Source organism: Propioniciclava soli, assembly GCF_014858005.1.
Classification (GTDB): domain Bacteria; phylum Actinomycetota; class Actinomycetes; order Propionibacteriales; family Propionibacteriaceae; genus Propioniciclava; species Propioniciclava soli.
This window is the reverse complement of the sequence record NZ_JACYOT010000001.1, coordinates 185983-210815: the sequence shown is the minus strand read 5'-3', so window position 1 is coordinate 210815 and position 24833 is coordinate 185983. Positions and strand designations below refer to the sequence as shown.

At 68.2% G+C, this 24833-nt stretch carries 21 protein-coding genes, 1 tRNA gene and 3 pseudogenes; 11 read left to right on the top strand and 14 right to left on the bottom strand.

What is annotated here, in order from left to right; translation table 11 throughout:
- Positions 1–44: 44 nt before the first annotated feature.
- Together IFY26_RS00925 and IFY26_RS00920 are read right to left on the bottom strand one after the other, a co-directional pair.
- The gene (locus IFY26_RS00925) at positions 45–2489 is read right to left on the bottom strand and encodes a transglycosylase domain-containing protein (RefSeq protein ID WP_269778953.1); all 2445 of its coding nucleotides are present in this window, start codon (positions 2487–2489) and stop codon (positions 45–47) included.
- Entirely contained in the window at positions 2482–2901 is a 420-nt protein-coding gene (locus IFY26_RS00920) for a DUF5318 family protein (protein WP_232547126.1), read from the bottom strand. Before IFY26_RS00920 ends, IFY26_RS00925 begins: the two co-directional genes overlap by 8 nt.
- A 130-nt stretch (positions 2902–3031) precedes the next feature.
- Here IFY26_RS00920 and IFY26_RS00915 point away from each other — a divergent pair.
- Together IFY26_RS00915 and IFY26_RS17635 are read left to right on the top strand one after the other, a co-directional pair.
- Positions 3032–3104 (top strand) — tRNA-Ala (locus tag IFY26_RS00915).
- A gap of 391 nt (positions 3105–3495) precedes the next feature.
- Entirely contained in the window at positions 3496–3618 is a 123-nt protein-coding gene (locus tag IFY26_RS17635; protein ID WP_269778952.1) for a hypothetical protein, read from the top strand.
- A gap of 51 nt (positions 3619–3669) precedes the next feature.
- Here the strand turns inward: IFY26_RS17635 and IFY26_RS00910 are convergent.
- The 8 genes and pseudogenes from IFY26_RS00910 to IFY26_RS00875 all read right to left on the bottom strand — a co-directional run.
- Positions 3670–4704: pseudogene (locus IFY26_RS00910) on the bottom strand (recombinase family protein); the annotation flags it as partial.
- Positions 4705–4939: 235 nt separating this feature from the next.
- Positions 4940–5167: a hypothetical protein gene (locus IFY26_RS00905; RefSeq protein ID WP_232547125.1), complete on the bottom strand. Its 228-nt coding sequence runs from the start codon at positions 5165–5167 to the stop codon at positions 4940–4942.
- A gap of 4 nt (positions 5168–5171) precedes the next feature.
- Positions 5172–5534, bottom strand: coding sequence for a hypothetical protein (locus IFY26_RS00900; RefSeq protein ID WP_232547124.1), 363 nt, complete (start codon positions 5532–5534; stop codon positions 5172–5174).
- Between the two features lie 443 nt (positions 5535–5977).
- On the bottom strand, positions 5978–6976 hold the full coding sequence (locus IFY26_RS00895) for a helix-turn-helix transcriptional regulator (RefSeq protein WP_232547123.1): 999 nt from the start codon (positions 6974–6976) through the stop codon (positions 5978–5980).
- Between the two features lie 318 nt (positions 6977–7294).
- Positions 7295–8185, bottom strand: a complete 891-nt coding sequence (locus IFY26_RS00890; protein WP_232547122.1) for an NADP-dependent oxidoreductase — start codon at positions 8183–8185, stop codon at positions 7295–7297.
- Between the two features lie 76 nt (positions 8186–8261).
- On the bottom strand, positions 8262–8687 hold the full coding sequence (locus IFY26_RS00885; protein ID WP_060761251.1) for a cupin domain-containing protein: 426 nt from the start codon (positions 8685–8687) through the stop codon (positions 8262–8264).
- Between the two features lie 122 nt (positions 8688–8809).
- Complete coding sequence (locus tag IFY26_RS00880; RefSeq protein WP_232547121.1) at positions 8810–10615, bottom strand: heavy metal translocating P-type ATPase; 1806 nt, start codon at positions 10613–10615, stop codon at positions 8810–8812.
- 286 nt (positions 10616–10901) lie between these two features.
- Entirely contained in the window at positions 10902–11135 is a 234-nt protein-coding gene (locus tag IFY26_RS00875; RefSeq protein WP_005053944.1) for a heavy-metal-associated domain-containing protein, read from the bottom strand.
- 164 nt (positions 11136–11299) lie between these two features.
- Here IFY26_RS00875 and IFY26_RS00870 point away from each other — a divergent pair, with 164 nt between their 5' ends.
- From IFY26_RS00870 to IFY26_RS00855, 5 genes and pseudogenes are all read left to right on the top strand, one after another.
- Positions 11300–11983, top strand: coding sequence for a Crp/Fnr family transcriptional regulator (locus tag IFY26_RS00870; protein WP_075891835.1), 684 nt, complete (start codon positions 11300–11302; stop codon positions 11981–11983).
- A complete protein-coding gene (locus IFY26_RS00865; protein WP_332836131.1) occupies positions 11980–12957 on the top strand; it encodes an MIT C-terminal domain-containing protein in 978 nt (325 codons plus the stop codon). The genes IFY26_RS00870 and IFY26_RS00865 overlap by 4 nt, the downstream gene beginning before the upstream one ends.
- On the top strand, positions 12954–13637 hold the full coding sequence (locus IFY26_RS00860; RefSeq protein WP_232547120.1) for a hypothetical protein: 684 nt from the start codon (positions 12954–12956) through the stop codon (positions 13635–13637). Before IFY26_RS00865 ends, IFY26_RS00860 begins: the two co-directional genes overlap by 4 nt.
- 148 nt (positions 13638–13785) lie before the next feature.
- Positions 13786–13989, top strand: a pseudogene (locus IFY26_RS18340) (transposase family protein); the annotation flags it as partial.
- 467 nt (positions 13990–14456) lie between these two features.
- The gene (locus tag IFY26_RS00855) at positions 14457–15050 is read left to right on the top strand and encodes a transposase (RefSeq protein WP_269778988.1); all 594 of its coding nucleotides are present in this window, start codon (positions 14457–14459) and stop codon (positions 15048–15050) included.
- Here the strand turns inward: IFY26_RS00855 and IFY26_RS00850 are convergent.
- The gene (locus IFY26_RS00850) at positions 15040–15309 is read right to left on the bottom strand and encodes a hypothetical protein (RefSeq protein WP_232547119.1); all 270 of its coding nucleotides are present in this window, start codon (positions 15307–15309) and stop codon (positions 15040–15042) included. The two genes, IFY26_RS00855 and IFY26_RS00850, sit on opposite strands and share 11 nt — an antisense overlap.
- Positions 15310–15822: 513 nt before the next feature.
- Between IFY26_RS00850 and IFY26_RS00845 the strand changes: the two genes are divergently transcribed.
- Complete coding sequence (locus IFY26_RS00845; protein WP_232547118.1) at positions 15823–16986, top strand: alpha/beta fold hydrolase; 1164 nt, start codon at positions 15823–15825, stop codon at positions 16984–16986.
- A 24-nt stretch (positions 16987–17010) separates the two neighbouring features.
- Here IFY26_RS00845 and IFY26_RS00840 read toward each other — a convergent pair whose 3' ends face one another.
- Both IFY26_RS00840 and IFY26_RS00835 read right to left on the bottom strand, forming a co-directional pair.
- Positions 17011–17781, bottom strand: a complete 771-nt coding sequence (locus IFY26_RS00840; protein ID WP_332836130.1) for an aldo/keto reductase — start codon at positions 17779–17781, stop codon at positions 17011–17013.
- A 571-nt stretch (positions 17782–18352) separates the two neighbouring features.
- Positions 18353–18586, bottom strand: a complete 234-nt coding sequence (locus IFY26_RS00835; RefSeq protein ID WP_232547116.1) for a hypothetical protein — start codon at positions 18584–18586, stop codon at positions 18353–18355.
- Positions 18587–19203: 617 nt separating this feature from the next.
- Here IFY26_RS00835 and IFY26_RS18335 point away from each other — a divergent pair.
- The 3 genes and pseudogenes from IFY26_RS18335 to IFY26_RS00820 form a co-directional block, all read left to right on the top strand.
- A pseudogene (locus tag IFY26_RS18335) lies at positions 19204–21258 on the top strand (cation-translocating P-type ATPase); the annotation flags it as partial.
- A gap of 76 nt (positions 21259–21334) precedes the next feature.
- On the top strand, positions 21335–22075 hold the full coding sequence (locus tag IFY26_RS00825) for a cation transporting ATPase C-terminal domain-containing protein (protein ID WP_232547114.1): 741 nt from the start codon (positions 21335–21337) through the stop codon (positions 22073–22075).
- Positions 22076–22240: 165 nt separating this feature from the next.
- Positions 22241–23725 (top strand): sucrose-specific PTS transporter subunit IIBC, encoded by a 1485-nt coding sequence (locus tag IFY26_RS00820; RefSeq protein WP_232547113.1) that lies wholly within the window; start codon positions 22241–22243, stop codon positions 23723–23725.
- A gap of 16 nt (positions 23726–23741) precedes the next feature.
- Here the strand turns inward: IFY26_RS00820 and IFY26_RS00815 are convergent, their stop codons facing one another.
- Positions 23742–24746, bottom strand: coding sequence for a LacI family DNA-binding transcriptional regulator (locus IFY26_RS00815; RefSeq protein ID WP_232547112.1), 1005 nt, complete (start codon positions 24744–24746; stop codon positions 23742–23744).
- Between the last annotated feature and the right edge of the window lie 87 nt (positions 24747–24833).

Below are 24833 nucleotides of genomic sequence, written 5' to 3'. Positions count from 1 at the left end.
AGCCTACGCGGGCGCCGGGCCGGGGCGCCGCCCCGGTGCGCGGTTCAGCCGTTCCCGCCGGTGTCGTCGTCGGTGCCCTCGTCCGTGCCGGCGTCGGGCGCCTCGGTGGGCGGCGTCGTCGGCGCCGCGGTGGGCGGGGCGTCGGCAGGCGGCGCGTCGGTGGGGGCCGTCGTGGGATCGGTGGCCTCCGGTGTCGGCTCGGCGGTGGCAGTGGCGGTGGTCGGAGCCGGGGCGGGCGCGGACGTCGTCCGGGTCGGCTGCGGCACCGGGATCGCCGAGAAGTTCCCGCTCGCGCGCGTGCGGGTGGCGTCGGGGAACGTCAGACGCTCCTGGCCCTCCATCGCGGTGCGCATGTACTCCAGCCAGCCCTGGGCGGCGTACGTCGAGCCGTAGGTGTTGCGGCCCAGGTTCGACTGCCCCTCCGGCCCGGCGGTGAGCACGAAGGCGGTGGAGATCTGCTTGGTGGAACCGATGAACCACGTGGCACGCGTCTCCTGCAGCGCCGAGATGTAGTACGTGCCCGTCTTGCCGGCGACCTCGTAGCCCAGGGCGCGGACCGAACGTGCCGTGCCGTCGTTGACCACCCCGGTCAGCGCGGCGACGGCGTTGCGGGCCACCTCGGTCTCGACGGTCTGCTCCGGCGCGATCGTGGCGCGGTGGATGACGTCTCCGGTCGGGTCGGTCACCTCGGCGACGATGTGTGGGGTCGTCCGCTGGCCCTCGTTGACGAGGGTGGCCAGCCCGCGGGCGGCGTCCACGGGGGACACCTCGCCGACGCCCAGCGCGATCGAGGGGTAGGGCTGCCAGCCGGGGTTGCGGATGCCGACGTCCTCGGCCGCCTGGATGACCTTCTGGGGGCCGTCCTCCATCTGCACGACGAGGTCGATGTAGGCGGAGTTGATCGACGACGTCGTCGCCTGCTGCAGTGTCACGGGGCCGTAGTTGCGCCCACCGGCGTTCGAGATGGGCTGCTTCTCACCGGGGAGGGTGAACTCGTTGCCGTTGAGGCGGGTCTGGAGCGTCGCCCCGTCCCGCAGGCCGGCGACGAGGGCCCAAGGCTTGAAGGTCGAGCCCGTGGGGCGGGCGGTGGTGGCCCAGTTGCGGCTGTCGGTGGTGGACGTGTAGTCCGGGCCGGCGTAGAGCGCCACGATGCCGCCGGTGGCGGTGTCGAGGGAGGCGATGGCCGGGTGGTAGTAGTCCTGCTGCTGCCCCTGGGCGGACGCGATGCGTCGCGCCTGGTTCTGCGCGGCCTCGATCGCCGCGGCCTGGGCGGCCGGGTTCACCGTGGTGACGATGCGCAGGCCGCCGCCGCTGATCTGGGAGTCCTCCAGGCCGGCGGCGGTGAGCTCGTCCTGCACCATCTTGAGCAGGAAGCCGTTCGGGCCGCCGAAACGGGAGTCCGAGGGCAGATCGGGGAACTCGGGCAGCGTCGTGTAGATCTCGTCGCGCTCGGCCTCGGTCATGTGACCCTCGACCACCATCTGGTTGATCGTGTACTGGTAGCGCTCGAGCAGGTCGGACGCCGCCTGCTCGCCGCGGTGGGGGTCGAGGTTGTTCGGCGAATTGATGATGGCGGTGAGCGCGATGGCCTGGGGCAGCGAGAGGTCCGCCGCCGAGACGCCGAAGTAGGACTGGGAGGCGGCCTCGATGCCGTAGGCGCCGCGTCCGAAGTACACGGTGTTGAGGTAGCCGGCCAGGATGTCCTCCTTGCTGACCTCCTGGCTCACCTTGAGCGCGATCACGATCTCGTTGAGCTTGCGGGCGATCGTCCGGTCCTGCGTTAGGTAGAGCACCTTGACGTACTGCTGGGTGATCGTCGACCCGCCGACCGTGGCCTCACCGGGCGTCAACGCCGTCTGCACCGCGCGCAGCATGCCGGGGATCGAGATGCCGGAGTCCTCCCAGAACGTCGCGTTCTCCGACGCCACCACGGCGTCCTTGGCGTGCTGGGAGATCTGGTCAAAGGCGACCGTCTCGCGGTTCTGGATCGCGAAGGTGCCCAACTCGGTCGTGCCGTCGGCGTAGTAGACGTGGCTGTTGTTGGTCTGGAAGTCGGCGTTCGGGTTGGGGATCGGCGTCATCGCGTAGAAGATGCCGAACGCGATGGCACCGGCCACGGCGAGGGCGGCGACGATGCCCACGACCCACGCCAGAATGCGGACGCCGAGCGGTCGCTTCGGCTTGCCGTTGCGCCGCAGGGCGCGTCCGGTGGCTGCGGTGGAGCCGCCGCGGCCCGAGGCGGCGGCGCGGCCGGGGGCGCCCGAAGCAGGGGGCACGGAGGTCTCCTCAGTAGTGGGGGCCGCGGGCTCCGGGGCGGGCTCGCGGAAGATGTCGTCGGGGGTGTCGGCGTCCTGCTGGGCGGCGAAATCCGCGTCAGCGGCCGCGTAGGGAGACGCGTCGGCGGCGGGGGGCGCGTCGGCGTCCGGCTGGGTGTGACCGCCCGGAAGGTCGTCGTCGGCGCCGGGGGCGCGGGTGGGCTCGTCAGCCATAGATGTCCTCAACAGTCTTCTGCCGGCGGGGCGGTTTGCGGGTGACGCCGTCTCCGAGCAGGTACGCCGCGATCATGTGGTTCCAGCGGCACGCGGGGCAGACCTCCACCACGCGCACCATGAATTCTCCGAACTCGCTCTGCATCGCGTCCAGCTCGGCGCGCGACTTCACGCGTCCGGCGTACTGGCCAAGCTGGTCGCCGAACACGTAGTGCAGCAGGACCATCTCATCACTGGAGCAGACCGGGCAGGCCTCGGGATGGGGTTCGCCGTGGTGGCGGGCGGTGCGCACGAGCAGCGGGTCCGCGTCACACGCGTCCAACCTCGCGAGCGCGCGCTGGCGTCCCTGCACGGCGCGGAGCACACTCCGGCGCTGCAGGGCGTAGTCGACCTCCTGGCGCTTGGACCACATCGGGATCCATGGTACGGGTGGCTCCTGTGGCACCGAAGCGGGTTGCCGTGGTTTTGGTTGAAGGGTCACCTAACCGGGGTGAGGCGTGGCGCGAGCAGCCCGTCGGGGCCGCTAGACTGGGCCGTTGCCGGGGCCCATGGCGCAATTGGTAGCGCACCTGCTTTGCAAGCAGGGGGTTAGGGGTTCGAGTCCCCTTGGGTCCACCCAACGCACAAGGCTCGAACCCTTGCCAACGGAAACGTTGGTCGAGGTTCGGGCCTTGTTCGCGTCTGCGGCCCAGGTCAGAGCGTTGGCGTTGACCTGCGGATCGAGGAGCATCTCGAAGGGCCGGTTGTGTTCGACTCGTAGCTCGTTGTCCTCGTCGATGAAGACCTTGGTGAAGAACGCCTGGTTGCACAGCCGCCGGTTGGTGTCGTCGCAGCGGGCGTAGATGTCGGCGCAGTTCGCGAGCAGGCCCAAGGCGTCGTCGAGGTGGGCGCGGGCGTCGGCGTAGTCACCGAAGTGGGCGTGTATGCGGCGGGTCACTTGGTCGAGCTCGGCGACGATGCGGTCCTGCTCGCGCTTGAGCACTGAGAGCGGGATCGCGTCGGCGTAATGCGCCTGCATGAGCCGGTCCTGCTCGCCTTCGAGCCGATCGCGGTTGGTGGTGAGACGTTCCAGTTCCTCGGTTTCGGCGGCCATCAGCCGGTCGAACTCGTGGTGCAGCATCCCTGCTAGTGCGTCCTGTTGGGCGGGCGTGATCTGGACACGGGTGTAGTAGTCCTCGACGAGCTTCTCGACGTCCTCGATGAGCATCGCCTGGCGCGTGCAGTCGGTGCGCTTGGAGTGCCGACCGGAGCACACGAAGTAGCAGTACACGTTCCCGTGGCGGTTCTTCGCGTTGGACACGATGAGCCGGGAGCCGCACTGGCCGCAGTGGATTGTGCCTTTGAGGTAGTGGCCGTGGACTTGGGTTGCCTCGACGGCGCACTGGTGCGCGGTGAGCACGGACTGGACCTGATACCAGACCTCGGCAGGCACGAGCGCTGGGTGGTTGCCCTTGTAGCGGGTGCCTCGGTAGATGACATCGCCCTTGTAGTACGGGTTTGTCAGGAGCCGATGGATGGTGGATACCGCCAGCGATTTCGCCGGCCGCTTCGGTGTGGGCAGACTGCGCAGCCCGCGCGAGGTGAGTTCATCGTGCAGTTGGCTGACGCTCCAGTTGCCCGAGGCGTAGGCCTTGAACGCCCACTCGATCATCGGTGCTCGCTCGGGATCGAGCTCGATGGTGCGGACTTCGCGGCCGAGCTCGTCGCGCTTGCGTACGTTCAAGTACCCGATGGGCGCGCGCCCGTTCGTGCCACCGCCGATGGCCTTCTGGGTCATGCCCTTGGCGACCTCGGTGGCGAGGTTGCGGGAGTAGAACTCGGCGATCGTGGACATGATGCCGTGCAACAGCATCCCGGAGGGCGTCTCGTCGATGTTCTCCGACGCGGATACGAGCATGACCCCGCACTGTTGGAGTGCGAGGTGGATGCTCACGTCGTCGGCGCGGTTTCTGGCGAGCCGGTCGACCTTGTGGACGATGCAGTATGCGACCTTGTTGGCCTTGACGTACTGGATCATCCGCATCAGCTCGGGCCGGTCGGACGACTTGGCCGAGGCTCCCGCGTCGACGAACTCCTCGACGATACTGGCGCCGAGCTGTTCGGCCTTGCGCCGGGTCGCCTCGCGCTGGGCCGGGATCGAGAAGCCCTCGTCCGTGCCGCCCTTCTCTGCCTGCTCGCGGGTCGAGACTCGCAGGTACGACACGGCGGCAGCCATTGTCTTGGGCGGGTCGATGATGCTGGCAGCCGGATCATCGGCAATGGTGGTCATCGGGGTCTCACTCTCATGCGGTTCCACCCTCGCGCTCCAACTGTTCGTGGGAGGGGTGTTGATCGTGAGAGCAGCCAGTAAAGGCTGTAGGGCGAGACCCGATGGTCTCGGTGCGTGTTGCCCGCCGAGCGGCGAGGTTTAGGCCACAACACCCCGCATCGCGAGGCTTGCACGGTTCATTCTACCGGGCGGCTTCAGAGGCGGCCAGGTCAACCGTCGCCGCCCGGTAGGTGTCGGGTACCAGAGTGGCCGCGCGGGCCGCGCGGTTCTCGCCGGTCTCCTGCAATGTCAGCCGGATGAGAACCTCGGCGAGCTTGTGCAGGTCGGCACGTTCGCGGTGGACGGCCCGGACGGAGAACGACCGCTCCTCGTACGGGCGACGGTCGGTCTTCTTGGCGTAGCGGCTCATCGGTCTACTGCGCTTCGTCGTCAGCCAGGCTGGCGTAGAACTCGTCTTCGGCCTCCTGGCGCTTGCGGACTTGGGCGATGACGAACTCGGCGAACTCGGTGTCCCGGTCGGTGAAGGTGAAGTCCTGGATCGCGGGTGCCGGGTCCTCACCGGGCCAAGAAGCTTGCCGGGTCGGGCGGTCACGATCGCCACGCGTGCCGCAGGCGGTGACCCAGTAGCGAAGGCGCTCTCGTGCGTCGGCGAAGTCGCGGTGCCAGCCGAGCGGCGCGGATGCGTTCTGCTCGGGGTCGTAGGCCCCCAGCCAATGCAGGTGCAGCGCCGACAGCTCCCAGACCATCTCCGGGTGGTGGTGCCAGAACGGCGGCACCACCGCGACGGTTCCGCGGGCTTGCCCTCGATGTGGACATGTCCGACCAAGACCAAGTGGCGGCTCTCATCGAGAGGCTCCAGCCGCTTGGGATTGATCTTGTCGCGGGAGGGCCACCCTGCCAGCCATTCAGCCGGGCGGGCCGCGCGAAGATACGAAGCCTCATTAACGAGGGAGTCCGTGAGGAGGAGGACTTCCTCTCGTGTCGTGGCCATCGTCGCTGTCTCCTCCCGATACCCTGAGCACCGGGCCGATCGAGCTCGGTGACCATCAGGTGCGCCGGGAGCACCAATGCCACGAAACGGACGAGGATGCGACCGGTCGGGAGCGGCGGTGGAACCGACGAGATCTACCGGACTACCAGCCCGTCAGGCGAAGAACGCGCCGGATCGGGTGATGATGCGGATTCCCGTATCGCAGATGCTCCTATGTGCACCGAGTCGTCAGCTGGCGGCCTTCTGCCGGACGAGCTGGCGGTAGCGCGTCGGGCTTGCTCCGACACACTGGCGGAATAGTCGCGCGGCGTGACCGCGGCTGTGCCACCCGACCTCACGCATCGCGACCTCGATCGGCAGATTGGTCTCACGCAGCAGACGCGCCAACTCCTGGGCGCGCAATGTCGCCAGGTACGTCATCGGTGTTTTCCCGTAGGCGTCGACGAAGACCCGGCCCAGCTGGGACGGCGAGAGATGCACTGCCTTGGCAAGCTCGGGCAGTGTCCATCGACGTGCTGTCGCGGTGCGAAGGAGTCCAGCGGCCTCGCGGGCTTCGGCGCGCAAGGGCGCGAACCGGCGGTGGTGGGGCAAGCCGGGCCACGTTGCCAACCGTTGGGAGTGTGTCCGTCGTACCGGAGTCGTCTTGACGAAAGGGGCGATCACATCCAGCACCGCGAACAGCAGCGCCTGGAGCCGGTAGAAACTCTCCGCTGCGGGTCCGTCGATACTGAGCGCGACCATCTCGTCCAGCCAGGGCATCAGCATCCCCACGCGGTCCTCACCCAGGAGCAATATTTGTGCAGGCTCGGAGTACAGCTCGTCGGCGAAGCCCTGGGCATCCCACCGATCGGCCAGCAACGCTGCGTGCTGCCAGAACACCTGATCAATGACGTAGTCACGATCCAGGTACAGCGTGGTGACCGTGACCCAGCCCTCGGGCTCGCTCCCGCACAGAGTGTTTGCCCCCAACGCCACGACATCGCCGACGGCGACCGGCTTCTCACCGAACTCGCTGAGCAGGACCGCGGAGCCCGAACGCACAAAGATCAACTTGACGCAGTCGTAGGCGATGGGGGAAATCGGAGCATGGATGGAGCGTGTGCGGGCAAGCACCGGGGAGAAACGTCCGACGGGCATGCCGTCACGCGCCCGCACCGTCCGGGTCGCCGTCGCCCGTCGTTGCGACGGTCTGTGGATGACCCGGAGCCGAGGCGTCGCCCGGTCCATGCACGTCCAGCAGACGTGCGCCTTGCTGGCTGCATCCACAGAGCAGTACAGCAGCGAGTACGACCGTGCCGAAGGTGATGGAAGCAACGCCGCCAGCGGTGACCGCACTGATGCCGACACATGCACCCGCACGCGGCTGCGGAGCGCGCGTCTCCAGCACATATCGCGGTACGATCGACATCGGGACCCTCCCCACCCTCTCGGCTCATCCGGGCACGTCGAGCTGAGCCCCTGTTCAGGAGCAATGCAGTGGAGCGTGCCCGCCCCGAATGAAAAACGCATGCTCACCGCGCCCCGTCCGGCCTCGGTGGGCTCGCCTCAGGGCACCACGACGATCTTTCCGGCCGCATGTCTGGTCTCGACTGCGGCAATCGCCTGACCTGCTTCATCCAGGCCGAACTGGGCGTCCACGTGCGGATCGACCAGCCCGTATTGGATCACCTCGGTGATCTTCCCCATGGCCTCACTCGTGCGTGCCAGGGCCAGGCCGCCCAGCTCGGCGGCGGTGTCCGGATCAGCCGCTGAGATGATCCGGGTCCGGTCGGGCACCAGGTCCGCGACGGCGCGCAGCGCATCCCCACCGACGAGGTCGACAATCAGATCTGCCCCGTCGGGGGCGATCTGACGCACCCGTTCGGGCAGGTTCGGACCGGATTCGACGAAGATGGCACCGGTGGACTCGACCAGGCTCCGCTTAGCTGAGCTGGCCACACCGATGACCCTGAACTCGTGCACCCGGCCGATCTGTGCGGCCATCAGTCCCACCCCACCGCCCGCGCCCAGCAGCAGCATTGTCTGGCCCGGTTCGAGTTCGATCTGGTGTGTGGCGTCATAGGCCGTGGCCGCGGCCACCGGGATGGTGGCGGCGTCGGTGAAGGAGATCTCCTCGGGCTTGGCCACGGTCGTGGCGGCGCGCAACAGTGTGTGTTCGGCCAGCCCACCGTGTCCGGGTGCCACCAGACCGAGCACTTCGTCGCCCACGGTGAATTCCTCGATCCCGTCGCCGAGCTGGGTGATCACGCCGGCGGCCTCGCGTCCCATCGGTGCCGGCAGGCTCCAGTGATGGCCCAGCTGGCCCTCGCGGATCTTCCAGTCGGCTGGGTTCACTCCGGCGGCCCGTACCTCGATGGCCAGCTCTGCGGGCCCGGGCACGGGAACAGGCCGGTCGATCAGCTGCTGGGTCTCGGGCCCGCCGTAGTCGTTGAACACATAGACCTTGGACATGGGATCTCCTTCTCAGTGGTTTCGATTCGGCGTCCCAGTGGGTTCGCCAGAACGGCGTTGTTCAGTGCCGCGGCGGTTCGTCTCGGCCGGCGGCCTCGGCAGCGTCGGCTTCGCCCTTTGTGGCGAAGGCGACACCGGCGGCGTGTTCCGGCGGGCTGTAGACGGTGTAGAGCACCAGCGACTCCTCGCCGGTGTTGCGGAAGTTATGCTGGGCGCCGGCAGGAACCGCGCACTGGTCGCCTGCCTCGATGGGGTGGGTGTGACCGTTGAGGTCCGCCTCGCCGATACCGGAGACAAAGGTCAGGATCTGGTCGGTGTGTTCGTGGACCTCGTCCCCGATCTCACCACCGGGCGGAATCGTCATGACGACGATCTGGGCGTGTTCGCCGGTCCACAGCACCTTCCGGAAGTCCGGATTGTCCCGGGCGACGTCCGCAATAGTAAAGTGCTCGACGTTGTCTCCAAGGGTGAAGTTCTTCTCGGTCATGGCTGATCTCCTCTGCTTCCTGTATGGCTGTCTCTATGTCGCTGTCTGAGTTTTCGTGCTTATCCGTCCTCGGGATGATCCGGAGGCGTGCGGGCCCCAGGGCCCCGGTGCGGATTTGGATGTCAGGCGGTTACCTGCTGTGCCCCCTTCTCCGTGGTCCTCTCGGCCGGTGGCGTCGTGGTCGAACCGCGGCTCTTCCGTAGCAGTCGCATTGCGTTGATGATGACGACCAGTACGGAGGCTTCGTGGACGAGCATGCCGACGGACATGGTCACCCCGCCGGCGAAAACACCGGCCAGCAGCAGCACCACGGTGATCAGGGCGATCGCGATGTTCTGCCGCATCACGGACACGGTCCGCTTGGCCAGACCGATGGCTTCGGGCAGTTTGAGCAGGTTGTCGCCCATCAGGGCGATGTCCGCGGTCTCCACGGCCACGGCTGAACCGGCCGCGCCCATTGCCACGCCGATGTTCGCGGTGGCCAAAGCGGGGGCGTCGTTGACACCGTCCCCGACCATGGCAATCGTGTGGCCCTGGCGTTGCAACTGTGCGACCACGTCCAGCTTGTCTTCGGGGAGCAGGGAGGCGTGGATCTCGTCGATCCCGGTGGCCTTCCCGACGGCTTCGGCCACCAGTCGGGTGTCACCGGTGAGCATGACCACCTCCTCGACCCCGGCTCGGTGGAGCCGGGCGACCATCTCGGCGGCGTCCTGCCGGATCTGATCGGCCACGGCGACGACGCCGATCACCTGGTCGTCGACGGCCACGATCATCGGCGTCTTTCCATCGGAGGCCAGCGTTTCCGCCGCCCGAGCGGCGCTGCCGTCGTCGGGAACGCCGTACTGGTCCAGCAGCGGCGGGTTGCCGATGAGCACCCGTTGGCCGGCAACGTCGGACACGATGCCCTTACCGGGGACCGGGGTGACGGTGCCGGGGACCCCCTCGGGGGCCACCCCCTCATCGCGCGCCGTCTGAAGGATGGGACGGGCCAGCGGGTGCTCCGAACCAGCCTCGGCGGCCGCGGCCCAGCGCAGCACGTCGGCACGGTCCCGTGCCGAATCCAGGACCACGACATCGGTGAGGACAGGTTGGCCCTCGGTGAGGGTGCCGGTCTTGTCCACGGCGACCGCCGAGATCTTGGCCGAGGTCTCCAGGAACTCGCCGCCCTTGATCAGGATGCCATTACGGGCAGCCTGGCCGATGCCTGCCACGATCGCGACCGGAATGGAGATCACCAGGGCGCCGGGGCAGCCGATGACCAGCAGGGTCAACGCCAGGACCACATCACCAGCGATCAGTCCGGCCGCCAGTGCCAGCACCATGACGGCGGGGGTGTACCAGCGGGAGAAGCGGTCCATGAAGGCCTGGGTGCGGGCCTTGGCGTCCTGGGCCTCCTCCACCCGGTGGATGATGCGGGCCAGGGTGGTATCCGCGCCGATGCCGGTAGCCAGCACTTGCAGGAAGCCGCCGCGGGAGACAGTGCCGGCGAACACCTGGTCACCTTTGGATTTCTCCACCGGGATCGATTCGCCGGTGATGGAGGCCTCATTGATGGCGCCGGAGCCGGAGACGACCTGGCCGTCCACGGGGACCTTCGAGCCGTTCTTGACCAGGACGATCTCGCCCATTCTCACCTGTCCGGCAGGGATCTCCTGTTGTTCACCATCGCGCACAACGACGGCGGAATCCGGGGCGACGGCGACCAGCTCGGCCAGGGCCGAGCGGGTCCTGTTCAGGGTCGCCGCTTCCAGAGCGTGTCCGATGGCGAATAGGAACGTGACCGCCGCGGCCTCCCAGAAGTTGCCGATGATGACCGCGCCGATGGCCGCCACCGACACCAGCAGGTCGATGCCGATGACCTTGGCGATCAGCGCGCGAACCGCCTTGATCACGATCCCGTAGCCGGCGACCACGGCGGCGGCGACCATGAAGGCATCCGCGAGGGTGAAGACCGCGGTGGCATGGGTGGCGTGGGCGCCGGCATCGAGCCACCACTGGGGGCTGATGGTGAGGTTGGCCGCACCCTCGGCCAGCCGTTGAACGGCGAAGGAGATGATGATGAGTACGCCGGACACGACGGGGACCGACCAGTTCCCATAGACCCATTTCTGGAGCCTGTTCACTTTCGGGTACGACCTTTCTGCGATGAGTGCCAGCGGACCGGCAGATCGGGTATGAGCGAAAAATGTGCGACCCCACAGGGGCCCGCGTGCCTCAGAAGGCTGAAGGAGTGGCCTTATAGCCGGCCTTCGCCACGGCAGTCACGAGGTCATCCACGGAGACGCGCTCGGCGTCGTGGTCGATCTCGATGCGGGATGAGGCGAAATGGACCTTCACGTTCTCGACACCCTTGAGGCGGCCGACCTGCTTTTCGATCTTCGCCACGCAGGACGGGCAGGAGAATCCCTCGGCCCTCAAAAGGGTGTGGGTGGCGGTGGAGGTAGTCATTGTGAGAATCCTTTTCTTGGTGGTGTTCCGTATTGACACCTTCACGATAGGTTCGCGCCACTGCGAACTCCTTGACCCAGGTCAAGTCCGGACGGCACCGTACGAGGCGCCCCCTGGGGCATCTGGGACGGTGGCGCCCGCGCCGATTCCGGTAGGCTTGAGGCATGTCTGAGGATGACCTGTGCGTAGCTCGCGTACCGATCTTCCAAGGACTGACGCGCCAGGAGCAGCTGCACGTCGCCGACTTCGTTCGCCCGGTGTGCGTCCACAAGGGGGATATTGTTTGTTCCCCCGGACAGTCGGTGTCGCGTCTGCTGGTGATGCACAGCGGACAGCTCAAGGTCAGCCACACGGCGGCCAATGGTCAGGAACAGATTCTGCGAACGGTGACAGACGGTGATGTCGTGGGAGAACGGGCCTTCCTGACGGGCCACCGCCCGGTCGACCTCGTCGTCGCGCTAGAAGACAGTCGGATGTGCGTCTTCGACCACGCCGACCTCTCGGCCCTGCTCCGCGACTACCCCGACATCAGTCAGCGGATGCTGCGGACACTCTCCGACCGGCTCTCCTCAGTCGAGCGACTGCTGGGCGCCGTCACCTCCAGCGACGTCAACGCCCGCGTGGCGGCCTACCTGCTAGATCTGCCCGGCAGCATGCGAGCAGGCGTACCCACGGTGAGGCTGCCGATGGCGAAACAAGACATCGCCGCCTACCTCGGAACCACGCCCGAAACCCTGAGCCGACGCCTCGCCGCGCTCTCCACCTCCGGCATCATCGAACTCCACGGACGCCGAGACGTCTCCATCCTCGACATTGATGCACTCGAACACGTCGCCACACCCCGATAGCCCGGTACCGTCAGGATGCATCCGAGACGCGTCGAAGGCAGCGATGTAGGCCACTGCGCAACATCGACTACTCCGACCGCTACCAGCAGCACTTCACGCTCGGCTCCGACATCTCCACTCGGGACCGCGACGGCATCCACAAGACCTTCTCTGGCCTGATGAAGCTCATCTACCCGGGCGGCGAGGCCACGCAAGAGGAGATCGAGGAACTGCTGCGCTTCGCCGTCGAAGGACGCAAGCGCGTCAAGGACCAGATTCTTCGGATCGACACCACAATGGCCGCCGTCAACTTCGGCTACTCCGACAAGTCGGGCACCTGGCGTGGCGTCACCACGCTTGAGGAGGACGAGTACCCCGACTACTACCAGGCTCGCCGCCCCGAGGCCGAGGGCGAAGTAGAGGCGTCGGCGGAGGAGCGTGGGTCCGCGCAAGCAGAGGTCGCAGTTGCGGCTCCAGTTGCTCCCGAGGTGGCGGCGCCCCTGTTCGAAGGGCACCGGGAGTTCCAGGAGAACCAGCGTGGAGTCTCGTACGAGACGCTGCTCATGCCCTATTTGCACGGCGCCACGGACATCACCATCGTCGATCCCTACATCCGGCTCCCGCACCAGGGACGCAACCTCGTCGATCTGCTGGCCCTGCTAGCGGCGGCCAAGGACCCCGCCGACGAGATCGCGGTGACACTGGTGACCAAGGAAGACCGCGGCGAGTATGCCCAGCAGCACCTCCTCATGCTCAAGGACATCCAGGACAGCGCCGCTACGGTCGGTATCCAGTTCACCGTCAACTGGGATGAAACCATCCACGACCGGTCGATCCGCACCGACCACGGCTGGAAGCTCCTCCTCGGGCGTGGTCTCGACATCTTCCAGAAGGGTTCCGGTAGCCAGTTCGACCTCGGCTCCCGCCGCCAGGAGTTCCGTCAGGTCTTCGCGTTCGGCATCACCTACATCAACGAGCAAGAGGGGGCCCGATGACAACAACGAACGCCGAAACGGAGTCGGAGGATGACGCCAAGGGCCTCCTCGTTATCGGTGGCACGGTGAAAGAGATCATCACGACATCCGAGCCGAAATTGGTCCGGGAGCATCTGGGTTCGCTGTTGCAAGTGAAGAACCTCGTCGTCCTTCTTGGCTCTGGCGCGTCGTTCCACTTGGGCTCTCCAAAGACGCGAGACCTGACCAATGAGCAGGTACTTGGGCTCATCAGGGAGGCTGGCGGTGAGCCAACGGAGGAACACCAATCGCTCCTTGCCACGATCAATCCCACCGACAGCGGTGATCTAGAAAAGCTCCTGAACGGACTCCAGCTTGCCGCATCGCTTGCGACGCAAGCCGGCCAGGACTCAGTGACGCTCGGTTCGGGGGCGGATGCCAAGTCCTACCCGAAGAAGCAAGTCGATGCCTTGCGACAACAGATCAACCGGGCGCTCGCTGAAGCATGCCGCCTGCCGAAACCCGGCAAGCCGTTGGACGCACCCTTCGATTCCGACCCACTGCTTGCGCACCGCACGTTCCTCTCCCGAATCATCCGTAGTCGTCGCGTCAATCTGCCAAGGCCGCAAGTCTTCACCACGAAGTACGACCTGGTCATTGAGAGCGCCCTCGATCAACTCGGATATCCGGCTCTAGGGACATCCGGTGGGGAGCGGGGCTGACGGCGCGGTAGCGCGCGGGTAGGGGTCGAGGTCCCCGAGGATCAGAAGCGCCAACCACTGATCCAGTCTCGAGGACCTCAACGTGCCTGACGTTACGGGGTGCGCTGCCGCACCCACTACTTCTGACCCGTGCCCGCGCTGCGACGTGATGCTAGGCCTGGGCGTCGTGCACGTGGAGGCGGTCGAGCGATCTGCTGATCTGCTCGTTGTGACGGTCTCGACGCCACGGCAGCTGATGGGATGCCCGGGGTGTGGGGTGGTCGCGCTCAGCCGGGGCCGCAGGGTTCGGGTGCTGCGCGATGTCCCGCATGGGCAGACCCTGGTGCGGCTGCGGTGGCGGCAACGCCGCTGGCGCTGCCCCGATCCCGACTGCGGTGTCGCCACGTTCACCGAGCAGGCCCCGGACCTGGTCGCCGCCCGCGGCTCGATCACCGTCCGGGCGGTGTCCTGGGCGATTGGGCAGCTCCGTGGTGAGCACGCTACCCTCGCCGGTCTGGCCCGCCAGCTAGGGACGTCCTGGAAGACGCTGTGGCGCCCGACCAAGCCCCGACTGCAGGGCCTGGCCGCCGACCAGACACGCTTCGAGGGCGTGCTCAGCCTGGGCGTCGATGAGCACCTGTGGCACCACGTCGACCCCAGGAAGCGTGGCCCGAAGGAGCTGACCGGGATGGTCGACCTGACCCGCCACCGCAACAAGAGTGGCCGCTGGGTGGTGCGCGCCAGGCTGCTGGACCTGGTGCCGGGACGCTCGAAGAAGGCCTACGCCGACTGGCTCGCCGAACGCGGGCCAGCCTTCCGTGAGGGCATCGGGTCGCGGCCCTGGACCCCTTCGGCGGCTACAAGTCCGCGATCGATGACCAGTTCGCCGACGCAGTCGCAGTCCTGGACGGCTTCCATGTCGTCAAGCTCGGCACCGCGGTGGTCGATGAGGTACGCCGCCGCGTCCAGCAGGACACCACCGGTCACCGGGGCCGCAAGGGCGACCCACTGTTCGGTATCCAGACGATGCTGCGGGCCGGCGCGGAGAACCTCACCGACCGTCAGCTGCAACGCCTGCAAGAGGCGATCAACGCCGACGAACGCCACGAGGAGGTCTACATCGCCTGGCGCTGCGCCCAGGACCTGCGCGCCGCCTACAAGCAGCCCAACCCGAAGAAGGCGCTGGCAGCGGCGACCAAGATCGTCGAGGTCTTCCACACCTGCCCGATCCCCGAGGTCGCGCGCCTGGGCCGCACGCTACGCAAGTGGAAGGACGCGTTCCTGGCCTACTTCACCACCGCCCGGGCATCCAACGGTGGCACCGAGGCCGTCAACGGCATCATCGAGCTCCACCGCCGCCTGGCCCGCGGCTACCGCAACTTCGAGAACTACCGACTCCGGATGCTCCTGGCCGCCGGCGGACTCACCCAGTGATCCCCACCGAATGTCCGAAGAGCCCCTTTACGCCGACCTCTGCCAGCGTCAGTCCGCTGAGGTAGAGGTCGGCTGCTTCATGGATGCGGGAAGGGTCGAAGCTCCCGCGTCGGATCGGAACCTCCCGACGAACCAAGTGGGCGGCCACAGTTCGGCGGTTCACGCGGAACTGCGCCGCCAGCTCCACAAGCGTCGCTCCCGACCGATACTCCGACACCAGATCGTCGACCTGTTCGGGGAGCAGAAGGGTTTGAGCCATCTCAACTGACCGCACCATCCGACCGCGCGAGTCCGCCACTGTCGGCCCCCGACGAACGGCGGTCCTGCTTGTAGAAGCCGCGTGACCTGCGCAAAGATAGGGGTTTTCAGGGTTGGGCAGGGGTTCTCAAACTCTCTACGCAGGTCCACCCGATGCAGACGTTCAGGTCGCACTTCACCACCCCATGCAGACCCTTCACCACCTCATGCATCCCCTACACCACCTCATGCAGAGCACCGTGGAGGTCAACAGCGCGCACCTCGACCCGCCGCAGCATCCCCTCACCCATCTTTGGCATGGATCTGACCGGGCCTGCTGCGTCCGGGCGAGGGCCTGCATCACCTCCCCCACCACGGACTTGTCCCCCGCGATTCTGATCGCACCCGCGCTCCCATCGTCCGCGTAGATTCGCGCTAGCGTTGGCGCAGCAAGGAGCGGGACCATCGACGGCGGACCACCTCGTCGCCGGCACCCCCGCACCGGTTCGTCAGCTTTCACCCCGAGAGGACGCCCATGGCCACGAAAACGTTCACCACTGCCGACGGGGCATCGATCAGCTATGACGACCAAGGGTCCGGCCAACCCGTGGTGCTGGTGCACGGGCTCGGTTCCCGCGGGGACCACTGGTCGTTACAACGCCCGGCCCTGCTGGAGGCCGGTTACCGCGTGATCGCCGTCGACCTGCGCTTCCATGGCGCGTCCTCAGCGACCCCGACCGGGCACCGCATCAGCCGCCTCGGCGCCGACCTGCACGAGCTGTTGCAGCACGAGCGGCTTGATGACGTGGTGCTGGTCGGTCACTCGATGGGCGTCTCGGTCGTCTTCGCGCTGCTCTCACTGCGCGGCACCGCCTCGATCGCGCGCATCGTGCTGATCGACCAGTCGCCGCGCATCGTCAACGACGCGAACTGGCAGCTCGGGCTCTGGGGCATGACGTGGGATCGCGTTGAAGATCATGTCGCGGGAGGCCACTCGTTGGGAGACGCCAGCCGGGAGCCGGCCAAGCCGAGTCACGTCCGCGAGCTACTCGACCAGTACCCGCTCACCGACCTCATGGCCGGTCCGCACGCGGCCCTGGTCGCCGATCACTTCGTGGCCGACTGGCGCGACCTGGTGCCGCAGGTGGCGGTACCGACCTGGGTGGCGACGGGGGCGTCCTCGTTCGCCTACCCCCCGCAGACCATGCAGTGGCTGGTAGACAACCTCCCGGACGCGCACCTCACCGTCTACGCCCACAGCGGGCACACCCCACACTGGAACGAGCCCCAGGCGTTCAACCGCCACCTGCTGGCCTTCCTCAGCCAAGGGGCGTCCACCACCTCCACCGACGGCGGGGGCGTCCGCACCGATCAGGTGCTGCAGACCACCGAATCCTGGAACGGCGTCGCGTACAGCGGCTATCCCGAAGGTGTGCCGCAGCTCACCGTGATGCGGTTCAGCGTGCCCCCGCACAGCTCCCTGCCGTGGCACACGCACCCGATCCCGAACGCCGCCTACGTCATCGAGGGCGAGTTCACCCTTGAGGAGCGCGACAGCGGGCGCACGCTGCACGTGCGTGGCGGCGAGGCGTTCGGCGAACCGGTCGGCACCGTGCATCGCGGTTACACCGGCGATCTCCCGGCCGAGATCGTCGTCACCTACTCCGGCCGCGACGGCATCCCGCTGTCCGAGAACTGAACCGCGGGACGCCGTCGCCGGACCTCAGGCCTCCGGGATCTCCCGCTCGAAGTACGCCGCCTGCGACTCCAGCGGGTCGGGCCCGCCGCGGACGCCCGTGTCGAGCCCGTCCAGCTTCGCCAGCTCGTCGTCGGTGAGCTGGAAGTCGAACACGTCGAAGTTCTGCGCGATGCGCTTCGGGTTCGTCGACTTCGGGATCGCCGAACGGCCCTCTTGAATGTGCCACCGGATCATCACCTGGGCCGCCGACTTGCCGTGGGCGTCCGCGATCGCCTTGATCGACGGGTCGTCCATGACCGAGCGACGCTCGCCATCGTCGTCCCCGAAGCCCGGGTAGAACGTGATGCCGCCAATCGGCGACCACGCCTGCGTGAGGATGCCGTGCTCGGCGTTGGCGGCCTGCACATCGGGCTGGGTGAAGTACGGGTGCAGCTCGATCTGGTTCACCGCCGGCACCACCTCAGTGGCCGCGAGCAGCTCCTCGAGCTGGCTGCGCATGAAGTTGCTCACACCGATGGCGCGCACCTTGCCGTCGGCCAGCAGCTTCTCCAGGCCCCGGTACGCCTCGATCGTCTCGGCGAACCGGCCCGTGCCGGGCTGGTGCAGGATCAGCAGGTCCAGCGTCGGCACCCCCAGCTTCGCGCTCGCCTTCTCGAACGCGTGCAGCGTTGACTCGAAGCCGTAGTCGCTCACCCAGACCTTCGTCTCGATGAACACCTCGTCGCGATCCACCCCCGACGTGCGGATGCCCTCACCCACCTCGCGCTCGTTGCCGTAGGCCGCCGCGGTGTCGATGTGCCCTTAGCCCACCTTGAGCGCCTCGGCGACGGCCGCGGTCGTCTCCTCCGGCGGGCTCTGGAACACCCCCAGCCCCACCGACGGCATCGTCACACCATTGTTCAGCACCAGTTCATCAGTCATGTCTCCACGGTAGGCCGGACGCCGCCGCCGCGGGAGGGTCCGTCATTACCTCCCTGCGGCCCGCGCACGGTCTCAGGCGACGACGGCACCTTCGCCACATCGGCGAACGACGTGTACGGCGAGCGCAGGACGACGCCCGCGGGCGGGCCGGACGCCGCGAGCTGGGCGACCACGCCGGTGCCGAGTGACTCGCCGAGATGGAGAGTCCGCTCGGGGGTGAACCCGCGGCTGGTGACGAGCGCGGCCGCAGCGCGGGCGTCCCGCGTGATGCCGGTCTCCGAGGGCGGCCGGGGTTGCCGCCGTAGCCGCGGTCATCCATGAGCAGGACGCTGAACCCTCGCTCGGCCAACACCCGGGCCAGCGGGGCCCGACCGCCGCGATTGCCGCCGTTCCCGGGCGCGACGAGCACGGCGACCTCCCGGTCCGCTGCCGTCGGCGGCACCCATCACGCACTGAGTTCGAGCCCGTCGGAGGTGGTGAGTGTGACGTCCTCGGCACCGGGCAGCGCTTCGGCCGCGGGGCCGGACGCCAGCTCCTCATCCGTGCCGTTGACGCCGCCACCCGGCCCAATCAACGCAGCGACCCTGCCGTCGACGCCGACAGCCTGCCGGTGAGCCCGCCTCCCTGGCGTTGCCGACACCACCCTGCCCTCAAACACCACCGCCACCCTGCCGTTCACCGCGCCACCCTGCCGTTCACCGCGCCACCCTGCCCGAAGGCCCGCCTCCCTAGCGTTGCCGTCGCCACCCCATCCCCAGTCCACCCCCCTGCTGTTGCACCAGCAGGGAGGTGCGAAAGGGGTGGGGTGGTGGGCACTCCGGCAGGGAGGCGAACACTCGGCCAGGGAGGCGGTCGGTTCAGCAGGGGAGTGATCGCGTCGGCGGCAGCAGACGGGCGATTCTCCGAGAAGACGGCCCCGTCTGCGTCGGGATGAGCCCTGCCGGTGTGAGCAAAGGGCCCGCCGGTGTCAACGTCGAGGCCCCGCTTGGTCGTTGTCTTCCCACCCCTGCACATCCGAGGCGTCAGGGCGTCGCCCGCGCCGCGCGGGGCGTCCGGAGAGCCCACCCGGCGCAGCCCAACGTCACCTGGCGCACCCCCATCCCCACCGCGGCGCACCCTCCATCCCCACGTGGCGCACCCTCCATCCCCACGTGGCGCATCCCCACCCCACGTGGCGCAGCCCACGTCACCTGGCGCACCGCAGCTCACCTGGAGGCCCGTGCAAGGCCCGCCACGTGAGCCCCGCTGCGCCACGTGACCATCAGACGCGCCACGTGCGCCCCGGGGCGCCACGTGATGGTCCCCACCCACCCGCAGCGCGCCGCCGCGTCCTCACTCGCACAACCCTGCCGACGCGGCCCCGGGCACCGCTCCCGCCGCGGGCCTCGATCACGCAGCTCGGCACGGTCAGCAAACCCCTCCGAGCAGCAACAGGGCTTGTCGCAGCCATTAGAATGGGGGGCGAAACCCCATCGTCGTGAAAGGCATCCCATGCCCTCCACTGAACTCGAACGCGCCCACAGTGAAGCCCCGGACGCCGTCCTCGCCGCCCTGCAGACCGACGCGGACGCCGGGCTGACCGCAGACGAGGCGTCCCGGCGGCTCGACGAGCACGGGCGCAACGCGCTGCCGGAGCCGCCGAAGCAGAACCCGGTGCTGCGCTTCCTGCACCACTTCAACGACGTGCTCATCTACGTGCTCCTCGTCGCGGCGGTGATCACGGCGTTCATGGGTCACTGGGTGGACACCATCGTCATCGCGGCGGTCGCGGTGATCAATGCGGTCATCGGCTTTGTGCAGGGGGGCCGCGCGGAGAAGGCGCTCGAGGGCATCCGCGACATGCTCTCCCCCAGCGCCACGGTGCGCCGCGACGGGTCGTGGACGGAGGTCGAGGCCGAGGAGATCGTGCCGGGTGACATCGTCCGGCTCCGCAGCGGCGATCGGGTGCCGGCCGACCTGCGCCTCGTGCAGTCCAGCAGCTTGCGCATCGAGGAGTCGGCGCTCACCGGCGAGTCCGAGGCCGCCGAGAAGTCCACCGATGCGGTGGACGCGGGCGCCGGCGTCGGCGACCGGCGCTCGATGGCGTTCTCCTCCTCGATGGTCGCCGGCGGCTCGGGCCGCTGCGTCGTCGTCGCAACCGGCCAGGACACCGAGATCGGCCGGATCAGCGACATGCTGAGCGAGGTCGAGACCCTCGAGACGCCGCTGACCAAGCAGATGAATTCGTTCGGCAAGGTGCTGAGCCTCATCATCGTGTTGGCCGCCGCCGCCCTGTTCGGGCTCGGCTGGCTGCTCCACGGTTCCGATCTGGAGGAGCTGTTCCAGGCCTCCATCGGCTTCGCGGTCGGCGCGATCCCCGAAGGTCTGCCCGCGATCCTGACGATCACGCTGGCCCGCGGCGTCTCGGCGATGGCGAACCGCAACGCCATCACGCGCACCATGACCTCGATCGAGACCCTTGGTTCGGTGACCACGATCTGCTCCGACAAGACGGGCACGCTCACCGCCAACGAGATGACCGCCCGCACGGTCGTCACGCCCACCCACCGCTACGAGGTGGCGGGCGAGGGCTATGCCCCCGACGGCAAGGTCACGCTCGACGGCGCCGAGATCCGCCTCGACGACCACGCCGATCTCCGCGCCTTCGTGACCACCATGGCCGTGGCCAACGACACCGAGCTGAGGCGTGAGGACCAGCGCTGGACCATCAGCGGCGAGCCCACCGAGGGCGCCCTGGTGACGCTGGCCGCCAAGGTCGACTTCGACGCCGACGGCCACCGGCGCACCGACGACATCCCGTTCAACTCCGACAACAAATACATGGCCGTCCAGGCCACGACGCCGGACGGTGACGACATCGTGTTCCTCAAGGGCGCGCCCGACCGGATCCTCGACCTGTGCGCCGACCAGGCGGACGCCGACAACCCGGACGCCACCGCCGACCTCGACCGCGCCCACTGGGAGGGCGTCATCGACGAGCTCTCCGCCGACGGCCTGCGCGTCCTGGCCGCCGCCCGCCGCGCCGCGGACGGCAATCTCGGCGACGATCCGGGCGAGGGCTTCACCTTCCAGGGCATCGTCGGCATCGTCGACCCGCCGCGTCCCGAAGCCATCGAGGCCATCAAGCTGTGCCGCAGCGCCGGCATCGACGTCAAGATGATCACCGGCGACCACGCGGGCACCGCCGAGGCCATCGGCCGCGAGCTGGCCCTGGCCGACGAGATCTCCACGATCACCGGCGCCGAGCTGGAGGAGCTGTCGGATGAGGAACTGCCCGACGTCGCCGAGAAGCACAACGTGTTCGCCCGGGTCTCGCCGGAGCACAAGCTCCGCCTGGTGAAGGCCCTGCAGAGCCGCGACCAGGTGGTCGCCATGACCGGCGACGGCGTGAACGACGCCCCCGCCCTGCGCCGACGTCGGCGTCGCCATGGGCATCAAGGGCACCGAGGTCACCAAGGAGGCGGCCGACGTCGTCCTGGCCGACGACAACTTCTCCTCCATCGAGCGGGCCGTCGAGCAGGGCCGCACGATCTACGACAACCTCCGCAAGTCGATCCTGTTCATGCTGCCCACCAACGGCGGCGAGGCGCTCGTCATCGTCGCCGCGATCCTGGCGGGCTTCGCGCTGCCCATGTCGCCGCTGCAGATCCTGTGGGTCAACATGGTCATCTCGGTGACGCTGGCGTTCGCGCTGGCCTACGAGCCCGCGGAGGAGGGCATCATGGCCCGCGCCCCCCGCGAACCCGGACGCCCCATCCTCGACGGCGTCTTCCTGTGGCGGGTGATCTTCGTCTCCGCCCTGATCGGCGGCGCGGCGCTGACGGTGTTCCTCACACAGATGGACGCCGGCGTGCCGCTCGAGGAAGCCCGCACCCTGACCGTCAACGTCATCGTGCTGGCCCAGGTGTTCTACCTCATCAACGTGAAGTCGCTCACCGGCTCCAGCCTCAAGCCCTCGGTGCTGTTCAACAACCGGGTGGTGTGGATCTGCATCGCGTTGCTCGTCCCGCTCCAGCTGGTGTTCGTCTACGCCCCCTTCATGCACGCCTGGTTCGGCTCGACGCCGCTGGGCTGGGAGGCCTGGGCGTTGTGCGGCGCGATCGGACTGGCCGTCATGGTGGCCGTGGAGATCGAGAAGGTCGTGCTGCGGCGGGTGGTCAGCCGGTGATCGACGGCACCCGGGGTGAGCGCACGGACGACACCGGCGCAAGCCCCGGGTGAGCAGCTTCACACCGGCGCCTCGGCCCCCTAGTGTGCTCCTCGGTTGATGGACCGGCGCCTCCGCCTGGCGGCGGGGGCGCACGCACCCGGATCAGAGGAGACCGGTTTTCGCATGGATCATTCCGACGTCGCACGCCGGGTCCTGGCCGCCGTCGGCGGCCCGGGCAACATCAACGCCGCCGCCCACTGCGCCACCCGCCTGCGCCTCGTGCTGGCCGACGAGGACAAGGTCGACCAGGCGTCCCTCGACAACGACCCCGATGTCAAGGGCACCTTCCTGGCCGGCGGCATGTACCAGATCATCATCGGCCCCGGCGACGTCGACATCGTCCACGACTTCCTGGTGGGCACCGGGCGCCTCCGCGAGGTCAGCAAGGACGAGGCCAAACAGGTCGCGGCCGCGAAGGACCCTCCCGTGATGCGCCTGATCAAGACGATCGCCGACATCTTCGTGCCGATCCTGCCCGCCCTCATCGCCGGCGGCCTGATGATGGCGCTCAACAACGTGCTGACGGCCCAGGGCCTGTTCGGCGACCAGTCCGTCGTCGAGATGTTCCCCGCGATCGCCGACTACGCGGCGCTGATCAACCTCATCTCCGCCGCCGCGTTCGCCTTCCTTCCCGTCCTCATCGGCTTCTCCGCCGTGAAACGCTTCGGCGGCAACGTGTACCTCGGTGCGGCCATGGGCGCCGCGATGGTGAGCAGCGGCCTCGTCAACGCTTACGACTACGGCGCGATGCTGGAAGCCGGCGAGACGATCCCGACATGGCAGCTGTTCGGCCTGTCGGTGGAGCAGGTCGGCTACCAGGCCCAGGTCATCCCCGTGCTGTTCGTCTCGTTCATGCTGGCGTGGATCGAGAAGCGTTTCCACACGATCTTCCGGGGCACCGCCGACTTCCTGCTCACCCCCTTGTTCACCCTGCTGCTCACGGGTTTCCTGGCCTTCGTGGTCGTCGGCCCCCTGACCCGCATCCTGTCCACCGGCATCACCGACGGCCTGGCCTGGACGTACGCGAACACGGGCGTCTTCGGTGGCCTGCTGTTCGGCCTGGTGTACTCCCCGATCGTGGTGACCGGCCTGCACCAGTCGTTCCCCGCCGTCGAGTTGCCGCTCATCGCGCAGGGCGGTTCGTTCATCTTCCCCATCGCCGCCATGGCCAACGTCGCCCAGGGTGCCGTGTGTCTGGCCGTCTTCATCCTGGCGCGGGACGCGAAGCTCAAGGGCATCTCGGGTGCCTCGGCGGCGTCCGCCCTGTTCGGCATCACCGAGCCCGCCATCTTCGGTGTGAACCTGCGCTTGCGGTGGCCGTTCTTCATCGGCCTCGGCTGCGCCGCGATCGGCGGCGCGCTGGTGGCCCTGTTCCAGATCAACGGCATTGCGCTCGGCGCCGCCGGGCTGGTCGGCTTCCTGTCGATCCGGCCCCAGGACATCCCCCTGTTCCTGGTCGTCCAGGGCATCACCGTCGTGCTGGCGTTCACCTCCGCGATGGTCTACGGCTCGACCCGCGGCAAGGTTTCGCTGGCCAGCGCCGCCGTCGGGGAGTCGATCGAGCAGGCCGAGCGGGAGGCCGAGGCCGCCGCGGTGGAGTGGCGTTGAATGAGGTGGTGCTGGGTCAGGTGGTGCGGCCGGCCACGAGGGTGACCGGCAGCTCGACCGCGGCGACGGCGTCCGAGCTGGCCGCCGCGGCGTCCGGGGTGCCGATCCGCTCGGCGAGCACGGCCACCGCGGTGCGGCAGATCTCGGCGATCGGCTGCTGAATGGTGGTCAACCCGGGCAGGGCGCTCCGCATGGTGGCCGTGCCGTCGAAGCCGATGACCCGCAGCTCGTCGGGGACGCGCCGGCCGCGCAGGGCGGCCCACTCCAGGGCGGTCGCGGCGAGCAGGTCGTCGGTGGCGAAGACGGCGTCCACCACCTCGGCGAGCGCATCCAGCGCGCCATGGACGCGCTGGCTGCGCTCCGGCTCAGGGGTGTGGAACTCCGCAGTCACGACGATCGGCTCGATGCCGGCGGCGGCCAGCACCGCGCAGTACCCGCGCTCGCGCAGGTTGCGTTCGTGCGAACGCGAGGTGAGGAACACCGGACGCCGCGCACCGCGCTCCAGCAGGTGCTGCGTCGCGAGGCGACCGCCGGCCTCGTTGTCGGCGCGCACATTGGGGATGTGCGGGGCCAGCTCGCGGTCGATCGTGACCGCGGGCTGACGGATCGTGTCGTACTCGGCCAACGGATCGTTGTGGGCTCCGGAGATGATGCCGTCCACGCGGTTGCGGACGAGCAGGTCGAGGTGCTCGCGCTCGCGATCGGCGCGTCCGAAGCTGTTGCACAACAGCAGGCGCAGGCCGCGCTCGGCCAGCTCGTTCTCCACCGCGACGGCCACCTCGCCGAAGAACGGGAGGGCGACCGTGGGGAGGATGAGGCCGACGGTGCCGGTGCGCCGGCTCAGCAGCGATCGGGCCACCTGGTTGGGGCGGTAGTCCAGTTCCTCGATCGCCTGGGACACCCGCTCGCGCGTCGCCTGACTGAGGTAGCCGCGGTTGTTGAGCACCCGGGAGACGGTGGCGACCGAGACCCCGGCGCGTGCGGCGACGTCACCCAGGCGCGGCTCACGACTGCGCTCCATCACGCCCCCTTCTCGCTGTGAGTCGCCCATCCTACTGTTGAAACGACACACACGGACGCCGCTGCCGGCGGCCCGCGGCCGGCCCTT